We start from the raw sequence: 14,347 nt of genomic DNA, 5'->3' as shown, positions 1-14,347 counted from the left end.
GCCAGGGTGTTTTGTTTAAGGTTGCGGCGGACGCAACAGCAATTCAATACTTTCCAGCGCGCTGGTCAACGGCGCGACCGAGCGGCGGATTTTGGCACGCAGCGAAGCGCCAAGCCACAGTGAATACAGTGTTTCTGCCGTTGCTGCCGGGCTCATGGCAATCGACAAGGCGCCTTCGCGGATACCGCGTTCAATCGCGTCCTGCAGGTGAGCAATCACCCGGGCGGTTCCCGTTTCCAATGCATGACGCATCGGTTCTGACAGATCACTCACCTCGGCGGAAAGCTTCACCGCCAGACAGGCATTGTGGCATTCGCTGCGGCAGTGATAGCTGATTGCCTGGGCGTAATAGCTCAGCAGCTGGTGGCGCGCATCGCTTTTATCGTCGGCAAACAGCTGTTTCATTTGCCCATCATAATGCTCGAAATAACGTTGCAGCATCGCTTCACCAAAGGCTTCTTTCGAACGGAAGTAGTGGTAGAACGAGCCTTTCGGCACCCCGGCCGTATTCAGCAGTTCACTCAGCCCCATGCCGGTAAAACCAAGGCGCAGGCTTAGCGTCTCGCCGGTAGCGAGCAAATGTTCACGGGTGTCTGTCGGGCAATGCGCATGTTTAGTCATAATGGCTGTCAGCATAATAGACCAATCGGTCTAGGTCAATAGCAATAAAAAAACCGGCGTAAGAACGCCGGTTGCGATGAGCGGTATTTTGCCCGAGCGGGATGAAGATGTTAAGCGGTTATGAACCGCTGCGGCAGCGTTGCAGAATATCCAACTGCGATTGATACTCGCGAGTTTGCACGTTCATCATACCGAGCAGGGTATGGAACAGGTTGTCTTGCGAGACTTCGTCCTTTTCCGCCATATTGTTCAGGCACTGGCGATCGATCTTGAAGTTGCGCTCATAGTCTGCAGACATCCACATCAGGAAGGGAACATGGGTCTGCTGGCTTGGAGCGAAGACATAGGGCGTACCGTGCAGGTACATACCGTTTTCACCCAATGATTCACCGTGGTCGGAAAGGTACACCAGCGCCGTATTGAATTTCCCGCTGTACTGCTGCAGCAGTTTGATGGTGTCGTCCAGCATGGCGTCGGTATAAAGCAGCGAATTGTCATAGGTATTAACCAACTGCTCGTGGGTGCAATCCTGGATCTGATTGCTGTCGCAGGTCGGCGAGAACTTCTGGAACTCTGGCGTACTGCGGCGGTAATAGGCCGGCCCGTGGCTGCCCATCTGATGCAGTACGATCACACCGTCGTCTTTCAGGCTGTTGATGTAGTCGTTCAGTTTGTACAGCAATACATTATCCATGCATACATCGCCGTCGCAATCCTGCGGCAGTTTCAGCTTGGTCATGTCTACGTGTGGTACGCGATCGCAGGCGCCTTTGCAGCCGCCGTCATTTTCACGCCACAGCACGTTAACACCGGCATGAGCCAGTACGTCTAGTACACCTTCCTGATGCGTAGCCAGAGTCGCATCGTAATCCTTGCGCGGCATGTTGGAGAACATGCAGGGGACGGATATGGCGGTTTCAGTGCCACACGAGCTGGCGTTTTTAAAATAGGTCACATTGTCTTGTTTCAGGCGCGGGTTGGTTTCGCGGCCGTAGCCCCCGAGCGAGAAATTCTCGGCGCGCGCCGTTTCGCCCACCACCAGGATCACCAGGGTTTTCTTTTGCTGTGAGGCTATCAGCGGCCCTTTGCGAGCATCTTCACCAATTTTCACCAGCGGCAGGTTACGGGTGAAGTAGCGTTGCTGGGTAAACTTGATGGTGCCGGCGACGAAGTTAGAAGGCGTCAGCATTTTCACTACGCTTTTGTTATTGCGGATCAGCGAAGCGTAGTCCTTATAAAACAGCGCGGCGATAATCAGGATCACCACCACGGAAAGCATCACGTTGGCGGCTCGCAGCCCGGCCATGTACCACCAGGGGCGAGTTTTTCGGATATCGGTAAAGCAGACCGCCACCGCCGGAAGAATACCGAGCAACACCAGCCACAGCCCCATGCGGGGTGTCAGCAGGGCCGTGGCCTCCTGCGGGTTGGTCTCGAAGGCGTTCTGCATCATATTGCCGTCGATGACCACGCCATAGCTGAACATAAAGTAGTTGGCGGCCGCGCTGCCGAGCAGGAAGAAAATCATCAGCGGTTTACGCAGGAAGGGCACGGTCAGCACGCTGAAGATGATATTCAACGCGCAAAAAATCACTACCGGCATGGTGGCGGCGAAAATAACGCTGTGGACGTTATCGAAGCTGATATACGACCAGGCCTTATGAAGGAATAACGCATTCTGGAACAGAGTGAAGAACAAGGCGCTGGCGAGGATAAAACCCAGGCTGTTGCACTGTAAGCGTTGACGTAACCACATTGCCAAATCTAAGTCCTGCTATTAAGTAATGCGCTGAAATTTACAGGATGAAACTTAAGAAAACCTTAGAGATTCAGAATGGTGGCGAAGTCGTTTAGTTTTGGTTTAGAAAAAAGGTCGCCAGACCGGGGGATGGTCTGGCGATGCGATATCAGTAAGCGGCGGTAAATTGCGCTTTGATAAACTGCGGTTTTTCAATTTCGTCGATGATGGCGACCGACAGATCTTCCACCGAGATACCGGCTGGCGCCTGGCCATTCATCAACAGTTTGGTGGTGCCAAGGCGGAACTGGCCGGTGCGTTTGCCAGGTTCCAAAAGGGCAGCTGGCGACAAATAGGTCCAGTCGAGCGAAGTCTCGTTACGCAGTTTGTTGCGTAAATCGCGTACCGCTTGTGCGCCTGGACGGATATTTTCCGGGAATTCCGGCGTGTCCACCAATTCAACGCCCGGCGCGACTTCCAGACTGCCAGCACCGCCCACCACCAGCAGGCGTTTAACGCCGGCTTTTTTAACCGCGTCCAGGATCTGCTGTGCGCCGCGGCTGGTTTTTTCGTAAAGGTTGTCTTCCGCCCAGCCTGGGTTATAGGCGCTGATCACCGCATCCTGACCGGCCAGCTGTTTCACCAGCCATTCGGTGTCGGCGATGTCGCCCAGCGCTATGCTCAGGTTGGCGTTTTCCGGCAGGTCTTTTTGCTGACGGGCAATCGCCGTGACTTGCAGTCCACGTGCCAGAGCTTCATCCAGCACGCGGCGGCCTACAAAACCTGTTGCTCCAATAATGGCTACTTTCATCTTTATGCTCCTGTCAGTAAAGGGGTCAGTATTAACTTTCTGCTCAGATTGACCTGAGCGGGTATAGATAATGTAGTACTTAACAATGATGTTGATTAGTGCCATATTCATGCTTTCTTGATTAAGTAAAACTTCATAATCATGGATAAACTGAATCGAATGGCGGTATTCGCCACCGTGGTGGCCGAAGGATCGCTAGCCGGAGCCGCCCGGCGACTGGGAATGACGCCGTCAGCGGTCAGCCAGCACCTGCGCTCACTGGAAAAAACGCTTGGCGTGCCCTTGTTGCACCGTTCTACACGCCGCCTGGCGCTCACCGAAGCGGGGGCGGCGTTCTATCCCGGTTGTGAGGCGATGTTGTTTCAGGCACAGCAGGCGGAACAGCGTCTGGCGGAACTGCGCGATACCCTGGTGGGAGAATTGCGCATCGCGACGACCATCGGTATCGGTGGTCGCCCGTTAGCGGAGGCGATGGCGCCGTTGTTGCAGGCGCATCCCAAGCTGACGCTGAAGGTGCTGGCTGACGACCGGATTGTCGATATGATTGATCAACGTATCGATATTGCGCTGCGGGTTAATCGTCAACTGGCGGACGCCAATATGATTGCCCACCCGCTGGCCGAATGGCCGATGGTGCTGTGTGCCGCTCCTCGCTATCTCAGCCAGCATGGCGTGCCGGAGACGCCACAAGACCTGGTGCAACACCGATGGATCACCGGGGCTTTCAGCGGTGCGCATCTCGATTTGCATCACCAGAGCGGCCAGCAGCTTAAATTGCGTCTGGCGGAAGGGCAGATTGTCAGCGACAGCATGACCGTCATGCGCGCCTTCACCCGCAATGGTTTGGGGATCTCGATTCAACCCCTGTATGAAATAGAAGATGAGCTGCAACGCGGTGAGTTAATCCAACTGATGCCTGAATGGCGGCCGACACCGTTACGGCTGCATGCGATGACGCTCGAGCGGGCGATGCCGGAGAAAAATCGCCAGGCGCTGCGTTACTTGCGCGACTATTTTCGCCGCCACACCGAAAAGTCACTTGCCAGCGGCACCGATGGCGTCTTCAATTAGCAAGAGATAACAGGAGGACGCGTGCCGCAGCAGCTTGAGTTTTTTGACATCCCCAGCCCGTGCCGAGGTATCTGCCAGGCCGATGACCGAGGCTTTTGCCGTGGCTGCCTGCGCAGCCGCGAAGAACGCTTTGGCTGGATGCAAATGAGCGATGCGCAAAAAAGGGATGTGCTGCGCCTGTGTCACCAACGCTTCCTGCGCCTGCAGCGAGCCAATAAACAGCCCGATGAGCCGCAACCCGAACAGCCGTCGCTATTTTGACCGGTACCCGATCCGCCGCACGTTAGCGCGGCTTTCCCCTTTCCACGTCGTTACCCGCTTGTGTATGCTGGCATCAAACACTGTCATGAGGTTTCAATAATGGAAAACCGTATTCAACTCGCGCCGCAGGGGCCTGAATTTTCCCGCATGATTTGCGGATACTGGCGTTTGATGGAGTGGGGCATGTCGCCGCAACAGCTGTTGGCGTTCATTGAGCAGCATATCGAGCTGGGCGTGACCACTGCCGATCACGCGGATATTTACGGTGGCTATGCCTGCGAACAGGCTTTTGGCGAAGCGATGCGGCTGAAGCCGTCATTGCGCCAGTCGATGGAGTTGGTGTCCAAATGCGGTATCGCCACTACGGCCAAACCGGGCAACGCCATCGGCCATTACATCACCGACCGCGAGCATATCGTTTATAGCGCGGAACGTTCGTTGGCGCATCTGCATACCGACTATCTTGACCTGTTGTTGATCCACCGTCCGGATCCGCTGATGGATGCCGATGAGGTCGCTGAGGCCTTTGTGTCTCTGCACCAAAGTGGCAAAGTGCGTCACTTCGGCGTTTCCAACTTCACACCGGCGCAATTTACGTTGCTGCAATCGCGGCTGCCATTCTCGCTGGTGACCAATCAACTGGAGATTTCACCGATTCATCAGCCGAGTATCCTGGATGGATCGCTGGATCAGTGCCAGCAATTACGCATCAAGCCGATGGCCTGGTCTTGTCTGGGGGGCGGCCGCCTGTTCAGCGACGCCGAGTTCCAGCCGCTGCGTGATGAGTTGCAGGCGGTGGCGCAGGAAATAGGGGCCGAGACTATCGAGCAGGTGGTGTACGCCTGGGTGATGCGTCTGCCGTCGGCACCGTTGCCGATTATCGGCTCAGGCAAGATTGAACGCGTGCGTTCTGCATTGAAGGCGCAGCAATTGACGCTGGATCGTCAACAGTGGTTCCGCATCCGCAAAGCGGCGCTGGGTTACGACGTACCTTAAGCGGCACAATAAAACGGGCAGCCTCGGCCGCCCGTTTTTAACGTTAATGTCCCGGTGTTCAGGCCAGTACCACCTGGCCGTCCGACAGGCTATCGAACCCGACCCCGACTAAAGTGACCGTATTGCCGCCAAAATTAAACACCAGATTGTCGTTCACCTCGGAAGCAAAATCACGGAAATTACCGCCCGTACTGCTGCCGTCGGTACCGATAAATACCAGCTTGTCTCGGGCCTGATAGCCGTAAATCAGATCCTGACCGAAGTCGCCGCTGAACAGGAAGGTATTGTTGCCGCCCTGGCTGTGCATAACGTCGTTACCCGCGCCTCCGACGAACACGTCATTGCCTTTGCCGCCAAACAGCTGGTCATTTCCCTCCAGACCGAATAGCCAGGAGCCGGAATCCTTGGCGGTCAGAACGTCATCGGTCGCGGTACCGTTCGCCGAACTGGCGTAGGCGGTCAACCCCTTGGTGGAAAGTAATCCGTTGTCGGTCACCTGATGATCAACCTCTTTGGTGAAAATCAGCAGTGACGACTCTTTGCTTTTCAGCGTGCCAATCGAGTTAGCCAGAGTGATGCCACCGTCAGCATCGCGCAAATAGAGCGTATTGCCGTCGTACGCGACCTCGGTATTTTTCAATGCATGTTGCAAATCCAGGGTGTTATGGCCTTCACCGCCGGAAATAATATTAAAACCCCCATCGTCACGGAAGGTGTCATTGCCGGCGCGGCCCTCGAGATAATCATTTCCCGCGCCGCCCTTGATAAGGTCATTGCCGTCACTGCCGACAATAAAGGTTGGGCCGCTGTGTTGCTCGGCGTTACGGTTGAGGTCTTCCACCCAGGTATTGCCGCGGGTAACGTCAGAAAGATTGGAGACAATCACCGTCGAATCTTTGCTGGTCAGCGAGTAGAACTCTGAATTCAATACCCGCATCAATCCGTCCTGATAAAAGAACGGCAGGTGAGATAACCAGGTTGGCACATTGAGGATAGAGAAGGGCAGAATATTCCAGGCGGTGGAGGCATAGTGGTCGTTGAAATTAACGATGTTATTGGTAGCGGACTCTTGTGGTGCGTCATGCACGCCCAGCGTTGCTGAAGTGCGCGTCGTGCCATCCAACGCGCGGAATACCGGATCGTTTTCGTAGCCGATATTAATGACTTTATCGCCGGTTTCGTATTGGGTAGGAGAAGCGAAGGCGACATAGTTGGACTGCGCGTAGAAGCCACCCCAATTGCCGTCGCTGAGCGCCGCCATGCTGTTCACGGCCAGGCCGCCGAGGCTGTGACCACTGATGGTAATGTCATCCCCACTCAGCCCGTGAGACTGGGCGAACTTGGCCACATCCCCCAGCAGGGTGCCGAAGGCTTTCAGGCTGTAATTATCGGCATAACCACTGGGGCCGAAACCGGCCAGCAGGTCATTGACCAGATCGCCGATGGTATCGGTGATTAACGATTCACGCGGGCCGCTGGTGCCGCGAAAAGCAATGCCGATGCCGGTGAGATTACCCTCGCTGTCGTATTTTCCCAGTACTTCGGCCTGTGCAGTGGTATAGCCCAGAGTTTCACCGTAATAGGTGCCACGAGCGTCCGTTTTGCCCTGATAGCCTAATTGATCTGCGCTAATCAATGACCAGCCGGCGTTATTTACCGCCGCCAGCGCCGCCTTTTCCGAGTCAGGGTTCCAGGGAATACCGGGTAATCCGCCCTGTGATTGAGAGCTGCCTATCAACGCGGTGACCAGGGTAAAGGGCAGGCCCAGCCCGAAGCCGGTATTATGATAGCCTTCATCAAAACCATTATCGATATTGTGATAGGCGTAGGTGGAAATTGCCATGGCATCGGTAAATAACGCTTTGGACTTCGCCTCATCGAGGCCTTGATAATTAAAGATTCCCATATCAGTTCCTTATGAATTAGCTGCGTTGCCGGGTTAATCTTTGAATAGCTATTGCAGCGAGTCGCAATGAAATGAGTATGCCGCACGGCGTCTGGTCAGAGGACCGACATCGGTAGAATTATTATTAGTAGTAATTATTAAGAATGCGAATTTGATCGCCAAAATTGTGCGTGTTTTGTGCGGTGACGCGGCAGCTTCCCCTATACTGAACACTCACAGAGACTTCAAGGAGATTGATTGATGAAACACTATTGGTATGCGGCCTTTGGTTTGATGGCCTGCGGCGTTGCTCAGGCGGCGACGGTGGATGTTGACATGAATCTGGTGACCGGACAGGGAATTGGTCAGGATATTGGCAAGGTGACGATCAGCGAAACGCCTTATGGTTTGTTGTTTACGCCACAGCTCAAAGCCTTGCCGGCCGGCGTGCACGGTTTTCACGTTCATGAGAAGGGCAGTTGCGAACCGGGAATGAAGGACGGCAAGGCCGTCGCGGCGTTGGCGGCCGGCGGACATCTTGATCCACAAAAAACCGGTAAGCACCTTGGGCCATACGCCGACGGTCATTTGGGGGACTTGCCGGCCATTTACGTGACCGACGACGGCATGGCCAGCTACCCGGTGCTGGCGCCTCGGCTGAAAAAAATCAGCGAAATCAGCGGCAAGGCACTGATGGTGCACGCCGGTGGTGATAATCACTCCGATCATCCCAAACCGCTGGGTGGCGGAGGCGAACGCTTCGCCTGCGGCGTGATTAAGTCATAACAACGGTTAGCGGGCGGTGGATGTCGTCGCTGCGCTATCAACAGGGACAATCGCCTGTTGTAGCTGCTGCAACGAACAATAAAGCCGCCAAATTAAGCCTGCCAGATCGCGCGCCGCCTGTTCAGGGTGGTGCGCCAGCGCAGTACTCATGCGCTGCAGTTCTTGCAAGCTGGCGTCCAGCGAACTGTGCTGCACGCCTTTCTCCGTCATGATTCCCCGCAGGCAATGAATACAGACGTCGCGAACCGCCGAGAGCGGATCGGAACGGGTTTGCCAGTCACGCAGTTGCCAGACGATATGGCTGCAGTTGAGCAGCACCACGCCCCAGCGCAATAACCAGCTGCGCGCTTCTTGATCCTGACTTTGATTCAGTTGGCTGATGCGATGATAGATTCGCGATTCAAACTGGCTTTCGCTTTGCTGCGGTTTTTTGCTTAACTGATCGATAAAGTCCCGCCGCAGGGCGCGGATAATGCGCCGACTTTTGCGTTTGTCCGAGCTGGGTCGCAATATTTGGAAGGCTAAACCGGCCAGCAATACCCCGGCAATCTTCCCGATGCTGTCATTGATAAACGACTGATAGTCGTAGCTTGGTGGATTGGTGACGGAAAGAAAAGAACCCATGAATACGATCAGTTGGCCCCAGAGTGCGGCGTAGGAGGGGTGCTGCAGCTTGATCATCTGCATCGTTACCAGCACCGGGAACAGAAAGGCACAGAACAGCCAAAAATCATCAATCTGAATCATCAGGCCAAATTTCACCACAAAGCAGGCAATCGACAGCAGCAGCACCGCCTTTAGCAGGGTGGTGATGCTGTTGATGGGGGACGGCGTGGAAGAGTAGAGCACGCAGCTGATGGCAATCAGCGTCAGGGCCGAGCTGCCTGCGTCCCATTGGGTGTTAATCCAGTAAGCGCAACCGATGACAATGCACAAAAAGGTGCGCAGGCCGTTATATGCCGCTTCGTAGCTGTCGGTGTGACGGGCCAAAGAGGTGACGCGCGGTGGCTGAATATCGCTGACCGGCGTGGCGCTCTCCAGACGATGCAACCAGCGGCTGGCGCCCAGATACAGCCAGCAGAAATGGCGCAGACGCAGCCAGAAGGCGCGATGACGATAGTCGGCGGGATCTTGCGGCGCAATCTGTTGCAGTATGCGCGCCAAACGGTACTTGTCAGTCTCGGGGGTACGCAGCTCGGTCAGCAGTTGCTCCAGCACGCTGGCCAGGTTGTCCGGGCGATCCGGCCAGTTCAGCAGCATGCGGCGCAGGCTGGAGATCACGCTGGTAATACGTAACTGCTGGTGCAGCATATAGTTGAGCAGATTATTCTGTCGGCGTAGCCGGTAGTGGCTCCAGAAAGCCTGAATACGCAGCAAGTTCATGGTCAGGATTTGGCCGATAACCCCTTCGTGCGAGGTACGCATCTGCACGGTGATTTCCGGCTGCCACAGCATCGCGGCATGTTCCAATAATCGCAGATGCATGCGCCGCAACGAGGTTAACAAGGCTTCGCCGTCAGAGGTGCTGGGCAGGATCATCATCATCAGACCGCCGCACAGAATACCGGTGATGACCTCACAAACGCGCGCTTGGGCAATATCAAAGATCTGCTGAGTGTCCGTCACGTTGACGGTGCTGAAGGCGATGATGGCGGCGGTGTAGCCCGCCAGCGCGAAGGCGTAGGAAACGTTGTTCTGATAGTGGTTTGAAATGTAAGTGCACAGGCCGATCCAGGCGGCGATAAACAGCGTGAACAGCCAGGGGTCATTCAGGCAGTGCCCGGCGATGGCCACGGATGCGGCAGCGCCGACCAGGCTGCCGAAAACCCGGCCGATGCTTTTACTGATTACGCCGCCGACGGTAGGGAAGCTGACTACCGCTGCCGATGTCAGCGCCCAGTAAGGTTCGTCAAGATTGAGAACAAAAGCGACCCACAGTGACAGGCACATCGCCAGTGAATTGCGCAGTGCATAACGCCATTGTCCGCCGGTGGCTTTTCCCCAAGGGGTACGGTTCCATTCCAAAAAAGGCAGGTTCACACGTTAGCCTTACTGATGAATCGAGATGGTGCAGGTGGTGCCGGCTACCAGGGGCAAATCAGTCGGGACATTCAGCAATTTTATCCGGACTGGCACACGCTGAGCCAAGCGCACCCAAGGTACATTGGGTTTAACATCCATTAATAAATCTGCGCTGCTTTCGACGCTTTGATCGTAAATGGCGCGGCCAATACTCTCCACCTGCCCCTGGAGCGGAATGTTGCCATTATATAAAACGATGTCGGCTTTATTGCCCTCTTTTATATGTTTTAACTTGGTTTCTTCAAAATAACCGAGCACATAAAACGAGTGCATGTCGACCAGCGCAACCAGAGGAGAACCGGCGCTGGCGTAGTTACCCACGCGGGTTTGTAAATTGGTGATATAGCCATCGGTAGGGGCATAAATTTTAGTTTTACTTAAATTCCATTTTGCCTGTTCCAGATTAGCCTGTGCGGCTTTATACGCGGCTTTCATTGCCTGCGCCGCTAAATTTGACTCATCCATATCTTCCGCTGAAATAACATTTTTCGGCAGGCCGCGGCGGCGAGCCGCCTCATGATCGGCCTTAGCCAAATCAGACTGCGCTTTTGCCAGCGCGGCCTCAGCATTGTCCAGCGCAATCTGGTAAGGCACGGGGTCGATCGTAAAAATCAGACTTCCCGCAGGTATGAACTGATTGTCATGAACGGTTATTTTCTCTAATCTTCCAGAAACTTCTGGTGTGATATTGACGAGTTCGGCGCGCACCTTTCCATCGCGGGTCCAGGGGGATTGCATATAGTAATTCCATAACCACCAACCGGCACAGATGGCAATGGCACAGACGATTACCGTAGAAAAATATTTTAATGTTTTATACGTCATGAGTTACCAACTCGCTAAAAGCCACAGGGAGCCGCTGACGGCGATGACGAAAATAGACAAATCCATCAGCATAGGGTGCCAAATTTCGCCGGAATAAATCCAGTCTCGCAACAGGTGGTGTACCAGTAGCCATAAAATCAGGCCTAGCAAAACAGCCTTAAATAGGGGCGGAAAATAAAGCGAGGCGCCCAGCACCAAATCGGGTAGCGGGGACGAGGCATGAAGCCATGAAGTATTCACATTAACAATCCCAGTGAGTGAATATGTTGAGCGGTTGCATAGAGAATAAACAATAACTGATCAAAATGGTGGCTATTTCCACAATATACATTATATACATTTGTGTTTTTAATGTGAGTTACTCAAAATAGTCTAAGCTCTGGGAGGGTATGTTAGCATGCTAATTATAAGGAGGGGTAAGTGGAGTCAACATTAGGTTCAGATTTAGCACGATTAGTTCGTGTATGGCGCGCGCTCATCGATCATCGGCTCAAGCCGCTGGCGCTCACGCAAACGCATTGGGTTACTTTGCACAGTATCAATCGTTTGCCGCCGGAGCAGTCACAGATCCAGCTGGCTAAAGCGATCGGCATTGAGCAACCGTCATTGGTTCGTACTCTGGACCAACTGGAAGAGAAGGGGTTGATTACTCGCCACACCTGCGCCAACGATCGGCGTGCAAAGCGTATCAAACTGACTGAAGCGGCCGATCCCATCATCCGGGAAGTGGACAGCGTCATCAGCTCTACGCGGGGCGAGATTCTGAGCGGCATTACTACTGATGAAGTACAACTGTTGGTTGGTTTAATTGGCAAGCTTGAGCAAAACATCACTGAACTACAAAATAAACAATAAGAATTTCTTTTTATTCGATTAGATTTCACAGCATCGGAAATGAAACCGGAGGCCTAAAGCCTCCGGTTTTACCCATCTGTATCGCTTACAGCGGAGATACGGTAATGGTGTCGCCAGTACGAGCCATACGAACACGCTGGCCTGGGCTGAACTTGGTCGCGCCCGCCTTCTGAACCACCACGATGTTCTCTTTCTGGTCAGTTTTGATTTCCAGCTCGTAGCCTGAGGTACGGCCTGCGGCTTCGCCGATGCTGTTACCCGCTACGCCACCGGCGACTGCGCCGGCTGCGGTTGCCAGGCTGCGACCGGTACCGCCACCGACGGTGTTACCGAGGAAGCCACCCAATACGGCACCACCGATTGCGCCAATGGTATTCGACGTTTCACCACCCTGGATCTTGACTGGGCGCACCGAAACCAGCGTGCCATAAGTCACGGTTTGAACCTGTTTGGCCTGCGAAGCGGAATAAACGTCGCCGGACATGGATTCATTGGCGCACCCTGCCAGCGTAACTGCGGCGATAGCAACGACGAGAAGACGCTTGATCATATAAAACTCCTGTTGGTAGTAGTCCATAACCTGGGGAACCTTTCCAGGCCAGATTCAATGAAAATGATAGACAAAGTATGGCTCAAACGCACGCACATCACCATGACCCGCTACTGCATGCAGCTTAACGTTGCGCTGTTCAACCAATAATAAACGGTGGTTTAGCTTTATAACAGCGCCGCAGGAAATTCCGTTGCGCGTTGAGCCATCGTTTAGCGCTGGTTATCAACCGGGGAAGTGAGCAGAAAAACAGGCGCGTTGCTCACAGAGGTGAAAAAAGACAACAGAATTCATGGCGTTAATGTTTTAATTCTGGTTTATTTATCAGGTCAAAATTTTGTTTCCCCGCACAGGGTAAAGGATGTTGCTATGAAGTCAGGCCGCTATATAGGTGTTATGTCCGGCACCAGTCTGGATGGCGTCGACGTGGTGCTTGCTGCGATCGACGGACGAATGGTGGCGCAGCAGGCCAGTTACAGCCATCCGATGCCGATTCAGCTCAAGCAGGATATTCTCGGTATGTGCCAGGGGCAACAGACCACGCTTGCTGCAGTGGGGCGACTGGATGCGCAGCTCGGCACCTTGTTTGGTGAGGCGGTGCTTGGCCTGCTAAAGCAAACCGGCGTGTCGGCTCAGGACATCACCGCCATCGGTTGCCATGGTCAGACGGTATGGCACGAGCCAGAAGGCGACGCCCGTTTTTCTATGCAATTGGGCGATAACAATCGCATTGCAGCGCTGACGAACATCACTACCGTGGGGGATTTCCGGCGGCGCGATATGGCCTATGGGGGCCAGGGCGCGCCACTTGTGCCGGCCTTCCATCAGGCACTGTTGGCGCATCCGGTCGAACGCCGCATGGTGCTGAACATCGGCGGCATTGCCAATCTTTCGATGTTGTTGCCGGGGGCGCCGGTGCGCGGTTTCGATACCGGGCCGGGCAATATGCTGATGGACGCTTGGGTATGGCGCCATCGCTCGCAGCCTTACGATAAAGACGGCGCCTGGGCGATGGAAGGGCGTGTGTGTTTGCCTCTGTTGCAGCAGATGCTGGCCGATCCTTACTTTGCGCTGCCGGCACCGAAAAGTACCGGCCGTGAGTATTTCAATGCGGCCTGGCTGGAACGTCAGCTTATGGGACTGCCGGCGGTCAAGCCGGTTGACGTACAAACTACGTTGGCGGAACTGACGGCGATCACTATCTGCGAGCAGGTCCAGTTGGCTGGCGGGTGCGAACGCCTGTTGGTCTGCGGTGGTGGGGCGCGTAACCCATTGCTGATGGCGCGGATGTCGGCGCTACTGCCCGGCACCGAAGTGTGCCTGACTGACGATTTCGGCATCAGCGGCGATGATATGGAAGCGCTGGCCTTCGCCTGGCTGGCGTTTCGTACCTTGTCTGGCCAGCCCGGCAATCTGCCTTCGGTCACCGGTGCCAGCCGTGAAACCCTGCTGGGTGGGATTTATCCGGTTTTGCCTTTAGGGGGCCGTTAGCTCTGTTAGGATAGAAATCGACAGATTTTCCTAAGGAGCAACAGCATGAAAAAAATCATTATTGCCGCCGGTGTACTGGCGTTGGCCGGTTGCAGCTACGTTCTGCCGCAAAGCAGCCAGACCCTGCATTATCAGTGTGGCACCACGCCACTGACGGTGGCGCTGGACGGCAAGGAGAGCACCGTCAGCATGTTGATGGATGGCGAGCAACTGACGCTGAAGCAGGTGCTGGCCATGACCGGGGCAAAATACAGCGACGGTAAATACACCTTCTGGTCCAAGGGCCAAAACGCCTACCTTGAGCGTAATGGCAAAGTGATCATGAGCGACTGCACGCTGGCGAATTGATCCGGCGGTGGCGGCGTCAGATCGATT

General features: G+C 54.7%; 15 protein-coding genes. 7 read left to right on the top strand and 8 right to left on the bottom strand.

What is annotated here, in order from left to right; genetic code table 11:
* Nucleotides 1-15: 15 nt before the first annotated feature.
* The 3 genes from AC1RKC_RS02615 to AC1RKC_RS02605 form a co-directional block, all read right to left on the bottom strand.
* Nucleotides 16-636, bottom strand: coding sequence for a TetR/AcrR family transcriptional regulator (locus tag AC1RKC_RS02615; RefSeq protein ID WP_020826678.1), 621 nt, complete (start codon nucleotides 634-636; stop codon nucleotides 16-18).
* A gap of 103 nt (nucleotides 637-739) precedes the next feature.
* Nucleotides 740-2,377, bottom strand: a complete 1,638-nt coding sequence (eptA, locus tag AC1RKC_RS02610; protein WP_201895323.1) for a phosphoethanolamine transferase EptA — start codon at nucleotides 2,375-2,377, stop codon at nucleotides 740-742.
* Nucleotides 2,378-2,528: 151 nt separating this feature from the next.
* Nucleotides 2,529-3,170, bottom strand: a complete 642-nt coding sequence (locus AC1RKC_RS02605) for an NAD(P)-dependent oxidoreductase (RefSeq protein WP_493092151.1) — start codon at nucleotides 3,168-3,170, stop codon at nucleotides 2,529-2,531.
* Between the two features lie 141 nt (nucleotides 3,171-3,311).
* On the opposite strand from AC1RKC_RS02605, the gene AC1RKC_RS02600 reads away from it, so the two are divergent.
* From AC1RKC_RS02600 to AC1RKC_RS02590, 3 genes are all read left to right on the top strand, one after another.
* Nucleotides 3,312-4,241 carry a LysR substrate-binding domain-containing protein gene (locus tag AC1RKC_RS02600; protein WP_493092152.1) on the top strand — a complete coding sequence of 310 codons (930 nt, stop codon included), beginning with the start codon at nucleotides 3,312-3,314 and terminating at the stop codon, nucleotides 4,239-4,241.
* 21 nt (nucleotides 4,242-4,262) lie between these two features.
* Nucleotides 4,263-4,502 carry a DUF1289 domain-containing protein gene (locus tag AC1RKC_RS02595; protein WP_046373691.1) on the top strand — a complete coding sequence of 80 codons (240 nt, stop codon included), beginning with the start codon at nucleotides 4,263-4,265 and terminating at the stop codon, nucleotides 4,500-4,502.
* Between the two features lie 99 nt (nucleotides 4,503-4,601).
* The gene (locus AC1RKC_RS02590) at nucleotides 4,602-5,498 is read left to right on the top strand and encodes an aldo/keto reductase (RefSeq protein WP_020826683.1); all 897 of its coding nucleotides are present in this window, start codon (nucleotides 4,602-4,604) and stop codon (nucleotides 5,496-5,498) included.
* A gap of 58 nt (nucleotides 5,499-5,556) precedes the next feature.
* On the opposite strand, the gene AC1RKC_RS02585 is transcribed toward AC1RKC_RS02590, so the two are convergent.
* Complete coding sequence (locus tag AC1RKC_RS02585) at nucleotides 5,557-7,404, bottom strand: polyurethane esterase (protein ID WP_046373690.1); 1,848 nt, start codon at nucleotides 7,402-7,404, stop codon at nucleotides 5,557-5,559.
* Nucleotides 7,405-7,644: 240 nt separating this feature from the next.
* Here AC1RKC_RS02585 and sodC point away from each other — a divergent pair, with 240 nt between their 5' ends.
* Complete coding sequence (gene sodC, locus AC1RKC_RS02580) at nucleotides 7,645-8,169, top strand: superoxide dismutase family protein (protein ID WP_020826685.1); 525 nt, start codon at nucleotides 7,645-7,647, stop codon at nucleotides 8,167-8,169.
* A gap of 6 nt (nucleotides 8,170-8,175) precedes the next feature.
* On the opposite strand, the gene AC1RKC_RS02575 is transcribed toward sodC, so the two are convergent.
* From AC1RKC_RS02575 to AC1RKC_RS02565, 3 genes are read right to left on the bottom strand one after another with little or no spacing between them, the layout of a single operon-like run.
* Nucleotides 8,176-10,209, bottom strand: a complete 2,034-nt coding sequence (locus AC1RKC_RS02575; RefSeq protein ID WP_046373689.1) for an FUSC family protein — start codon at nucleotides 10,207-10,209, stop codon at nucleotides 8,176-8,178.
* A 9-nt stretch (nucleotides 10,210-10,218) separates the two neighbouring features.
* Nucleotides 10,219-11,076 carry an efflux RND transporter periplasmic adaptor subunit gene (locus AC1RKC_RS02570; protein WP_041414529.1) on the bottom strand — a complete coding sequence of 286 codons (858 nt, stop codon included), beginning with the start codon at nucleotides 11,074-11,076 and terminating at the stop codon, nucleotides 10,219-10,221.
* Nucleotides 11,077-11,079: 3 nt separating this feature from the next.
* On the bottom strand, nucleotides 11,080-11,316 hold the full coding sequence (locus AC1RKC_RS02565; RefSeq protein ID WP_104410897.1) for a DUF1656 domain-containing protein: 237 nt from the start codon (nucleotides 11,314-11,316) through the stop codon (nucleotides 11,080-11,082).
* A 180-nt stretch (nucleotides 11,317-11,496) separates the two neighbouring features.
* Here AC1RKC_RS02565 and slyA point away from each other — a divergent pair, with 180 nt between their 5' ends.
* The gene (gene slyA, locus AC1RKC_RS02560) at nucleotides 11,497-11,931 is read left to right on the top strand and encodes a transcriptional regulator SlyA (protein WP_012144945.1); all 435 of its coding nucleotides are present in this window, start codon (nucleotides 11,497-11,499) and stop codon (nucleotides 11,929-11,931) included.
* Between the two features lie 85 nt (nucleotides 11,932-12,016).
* Here the strand turns inward: slyA and AC1RKC_RS02555 are convergent, their stop codons facing one another.
* Entirely contained in the window at nucleotides 12,017-12,481 is a 465-nt protein-coding gene (locus AC1RKC_RS02555) for an outer membrane lipoprotein (protein ID WP_041415361.1), read from the bottom strand.
* Nucleotides 12,482-12,850: 369 nt separating this feature from the next.
* On the opposite strand from AC1RKC_RS02555, the gene anmK reads away from it, so the two are divergent.
* Both anmK and AC1RKC_RS02545 read left to right on the top strand, forming a co-directional pair.
* Nucleotides 12,851-13,972: an anhydro-N-acetylmuramic acid kinase gene (gene anmK / locus AC1RKC_RS02550; RefSeq protein ID WP_174574131.1), complete on the top strand. Its 1,122-nt coding sequence runs from the start codon at nucleotides 12,851-12,853 to the stop codon at nucleotides 13,970-13,972.
* A gap of 45 nt (nucleotides 13,973-14,017) precedes the next feature.
* Complete coding sequence (locus tag AC1RKC_RS02545; RefSeq protein WP_020826692.1) at nucleotides 14,018-14,320, top strand: MliC family protein; 303 nt, start codon at nucleotides 14,018-14,020, stop codon at nucleotides 14,318-14,320.
* Nucleotides 14,321-14,347: the final 27 nt, after the last annotated feature.

The organism is Serratia sp. GW822-FHT06E05 (assembly GCF_058799445.1).
This window is presented reverse-complemented; position numbering and strand designations above follow the sequence as displayed.

Coding starts and splice junctions, on each gene's coding strand:
- AC1RKC_RS02615 (WP_020826678.1), bottom strand. CDS start 636: ATGCTGACAGCCATTATGACTAAACATGCGCATTGCCCGACAGACACC.
- eptA (WP_201895323.1), bottom strand. CDS start 2,377: ATGTGGTTACGTCAACGCTTACAGTGCAACAGCCTGGGTTTTATCCTC.
- AC1RKC_RS02605 (WP_493092151.1), bottom strand. CDS start 3,170: ATGAAAGTAGCCATTATTGGAGCAACAGGTTTTGTAGGCCGCCGCGTG.
- AC1RKC_RS02600 (WP_493092152.1), top strand. CDS start 3,312: ATGGATAAACTGAATCGAATGGCGGTATTCGCCACCGTGGTGGCCGAA.
- AC1RKC_RS02590 (WP_020826683.1), top strand. CDS start 4,602: ATGGAAAACCGTATTCAACTCGCGCCGCAGGGGCCTGAATTTTCCCGC.
- AC1RKC_RS02585 (WP_046373690.1), bottom strand. CDS start 7,404: ATGGGAATCTTTAATTATCAAGGCCTCGATGAGGCGAAGTCCAAAGCG.
- sodC (WP_020826685.1), top strand. CDS start 7,645: ATGAAACACTATTGGTATGCGGCCTTTGGTTTGATGGCCTGCGGCGTT.
- AC1RKC_RS02570 (WP_041414529.1), bottom strand. CDS start 11,076: ATGACGTATAAAACATTAAAATATTTTTCTACGGTAATCGTCTGTGCC.
- AC1RKC_RS02555 (WP_041415361.1), bottom strand. CDS start 12,481: ATGATCAAGCGTCTTCTCGTCGTTGCTATCGCCGCAGTTACGCTGGCA.
- anmK (WP_174574131.1), top strand. CDS start 12,851: ATGAAGTCAGGCCGCTATATAGGTGTTATGTCCGGCACCAGTCTGGAT.
- AC1RKC_RS02545 (WP_020826692.1), top strand. CDS start 14,018: ATGAAAAAAATCATTATTGCCGCCGGTGTACTGGCGTTGGCCGGTTGC.